General features: G+C 42.6%; 2 protein-coding genes. Both read left to right on the top strand.

Translation table 11 applies throughout. From position 1 onward, the window contains the following. On the top strand, positions 1-1,305 hold a 1,305-nt coding region (locus tag AC1DND_RS22620; RefSeq protein ID WP_477584855.1), incomplete at its 5' end, for a TonB-dependent receptor domain-containing protein. A 9-nt stretch (positions 1,306-1,314) separates the two neighbouring features. After that, positions 1,315-3,249: a RagB/SusD family nutrient uptake outer membrane protein gene (locus AC1DND_RS22615; protein ID WP_477584854.1), complete on the top strand. Its 1,935-nt coding sequence runs from the start codon at positions 1,315-1,317 to the stop codon at positions 3,247-3,249. Positions 3,250-3,654 lie beyond the last annotated feature (405 nt).

The following is a 3,654-nucleotide window of genomic DNA, read 5'->3' as shown; positions in this document are numbered from 1 at the left end:
GCGCCAGGACATAAATGGAATACTTATCCGGCTGTTTCTGTGGGTTGGAACCTGATGAATGAAAATTTCATGAAAGGGATAACTGCTATCGACAGGTTGAAGATCAGAGTGGGTTACGGTCAAACATCAAACCAAGCGGTAAATCCATATCAAACCCTTGGTTTGCTAAGTTCGCGCCCTTACAATTTTGGCGATAACAACTATGCCACAGGATATTATGTTTCTCAATTGCCAAGTCCGGGTTTAGGCTGGGAATATTCACAGACCTGGAACTATGGCCTCGATTTCTCCTTACTAAAAAGCAGACTGACAGGAACATTTGAATACTATGTAACCAACACCAAAGATATATTATTAGGCGTTGCACTACCTTCTACCGCAGGTGTGGGCAGTTATACTGCAAACATCGGACAAACACAGAATAAAGGGTGGGAACTGAGTGTTAACGGTAATATTTTTAACGATAAAGGAGGCTGGTCGTGGGATGTGGGATTTAATCTTTATGCAAACCGAAACAAACTCGTTGCCCTTGCATCAGGCCAAACCAGAGACGAAGGGAATGCTTGGTTCGTAGGCCATAACATCAATGCCATTTTTGATTTTGAAAAAGTAGGTTTGTGGCAGACCGGAGATCCATATCTGAATGTTTTAGAGCCAGGGGGTAATGTGGGGATGATTAAAGTAAAATACACGGGCGATTTTGATGCGACCGGCAAACCAACAAGACCTATCGGAGCAGCAGATAGACAGATCATGGATGTGGATCCTAAATTATCAGGAGGATTTAATACAAGAGTTGCTTATAAAGGATTTGACCTCAATGTGGTAGGATTATTTAAAGACGGTGGAATTTTGCTTAGTACATTATATGGTTCTTCCGGATACCTGAATCTCTTATCTGGTCGAAGAAATAATGTTAAAGTTGATTACTGGACACCTGAAAATACAGGAGCAAAGTATCCAAAACCTGGCGGTATTGCAAGCGGTGATAACCCTAAGTATGGGAGTACATTAGGTTATTTTGATGCTTCTTTCTTAAAAATCCGGACCATCTCTTTAGGCTATGATTTCAATCGAAGTTTGTTAAAAGATTCTAGATTGAAGCTTCGGATGTACTTAACCGTTCAAAATCCTTTCGTGATGTTCTCTCCATATCACCGCGAGTCGGGCATGGATCCTGAAACAAATTCATACGGCGATGAAAACGCTGCGGTAGCATCGGTTTATCCGCGGAGAATTTTAACCATTGGTACCAATACCCCGTCTACCCGTAACTATGTAGCTGGTCTTAATTTAACATTTTAATATACCGATATGAAACGTATACATTTAAATATAACATTGAGTATTTGGCTTGGGATGGTCGTTTTCTCAGGCTGTAAAAAAATTCTTGAAGAAGAACCCCGCAGTCTCTTTACACCAGATTACTTTAAAACAGTAACAGGGGTAAATGGCGGCCTTACAGCAATGTACGGTCACCTCCGCAACATGTATGGGCAGGCCTATTATTATAATTCGCTAATTACCGGTACCGATGAGGCTACTTGGGGCAAAGATGCTGATGGAAATTTTAAGGATATGGATTGTTCAGGTGTGGGGTCGATACTTTCTACAAGTTATCCCAGTAGCGTATTATGGGGAGAAGCCTTTCCGAATATTAATACAGCAAGTGGCGTAATTGAGAATGCCAGTGCCGCAGGTATTGCCCCTTCATTGGTTGCGGAAGCAAGATTCTTCCGCGCCTTTGATTATTTTTTATTGGTACAGACCTTTGGTGGGGTGCCACTCGATTTGGGTGCAGGACCACTTAAATTCAATACCAGTCCCGTAAGAACATCAGTTCGCAATACAGTTCCCGAGGTATATACAAAGGCAGTGTTTCCTGATTTATTGACTGCCGTTGCCGATTTACCTGTTGCAGCCCGCGTTACAGGAGGAGTAACAAAAACTTTGGCACGGCTGTATTTGGCAAAAGCCTACCTAACTTATGGGTGGTGGTTGCAAAATCCTAACAATATCCCAACCTATCCTGCAGCAAACCGTACTGATCCTGACGGACATGATGCAAACTGGTATTTTCAACAAGCTTATGATGTTTCAACTGCAGCTATCGAAAGTCCTGGATCTTATGGTTTGGTAGATACCTATTACGATGTGAATTTAGGATCGAATGACCGTAACAAAGAAATGTTGCTATATGCTGATCATACCCAAACGAGCGAACGTTTTAATGGCGGTAGTTTAACCTTTGGTAGTGGTGGGGCACCTGATAATTTTGCAGGTTGGATGATGACCTGGAATTACACCAATATCAGAAGCGGAGGAATCAGTTCGGTTCAGCGTGAAGCTGAGCAACACCTTGGTAGGCCATGGAACCGGATGGCTCCACCTATTGAAGTGTTTAAAAATACTTTTGCCGATAAAACATTGGATTCACGTTATGATGGTACCTTTACAACGGTATATCGTGGAAATTGGCCTAAAGGATATAACCCTCCAGAATCTGCTCCTGCCTCTTTGGTTAATGCCAATGGCTTGTCTATCGTTCCTGGAAATGCCGCTTTAACCTTTCTGGATGCTGATAATAGCGCCGTAAGTTATCCAAGCGGAGCCGGAACAAGTAATGTTGGCGCCGGCACACTGCCAGGAAGGGCAGATTATGTAATTTCCCCATCCGGAATAAGCAGAATCGTTTATCCGGGCCTTTGGAAACTGGGTCCTTACCGTACAGATAATGGCACAGGCTTAGGTCAGCCAAATGCAGGTAGTACCCGGCCTTACCCCATTGCAAAGTTTTCTGAACTTTACTTCGTAGCTGCCGAAGCAGCTGTAAAAGGTGCTACACCCAAAGCAGGTAAAAGTGCGCGCGAACTGATCAATGTGGTGAGGGCCCGTGCCGGAAAATGGCGTTGGGATAATAATGGTAATGTGGCAAAAGTAGCCGACAATAGTGCAGCCATGATTGCCGCAACCCCAGCAACGATTGATATCAATTATATTTTAGCTGAGCGATCGCGAGAATATTATGCGGAAGGATACAGGAGATTCGACCTCATTAGAACGCAAAAATGGGCAGAGTTATCTACTACCTTCAGCATTTGCGGTACAGGATATGGCGACCATACACCAGTAACGGTTACCAGAACGATTACACCAAATCTTTATCTCCGTCCAATTCCACAAGGGCAGATAGATGGCATGCAAATGTCTGACGAGGCAAAGAAAGCATATCAAAATCCTGGCTACTAAATTCAAAACAGGCAGATTTTCCAATGAAATCTGCCTGTTTTTCTTTCAGAATTATCGTAATCCAACCGATTGGTTCTTTACGTTTTAAAAAGTGACATCAACAAAGACTTTATGGCGGAGAATCTCCCTCTACACAGTCATAGATATATTCCTCTATTTGGGTACAGGCTGCGCTCATCGAATTTCATTTCTGGGTTAAGTCTTTCCACTTGCCATTAGATCGGATCTGGGTTGTAATAGTTGATTTTCGATATTCTGTTATATGAGCATTAAATGCCACTTGTCACCCTATTATTGATTTGTGAAACGCACAATATAATGAACTGGGTAGTATTTTGCCATTTCTGTTAAGTCTTGTAACAATCGCTAATTTAGTTGTCTCAGCCGGAACCTTCTGAATAAATG

The organism is Pedobacter sp. 01N416 (assembly GCF_056399685.1).
This window is presented reverse-complemented; position numbering and strand designations above follow the sequence as displayed.

What these genes read in the sequence shown, in the direction of transcription:
- AC1DND_RS22615 (WP_477584854.1), top strand. Translation starts at nt 1,315, where the DNA reads ATGAAACGTATACATTTAAATATAACATTGAGTATTTGGCTTGGGATG.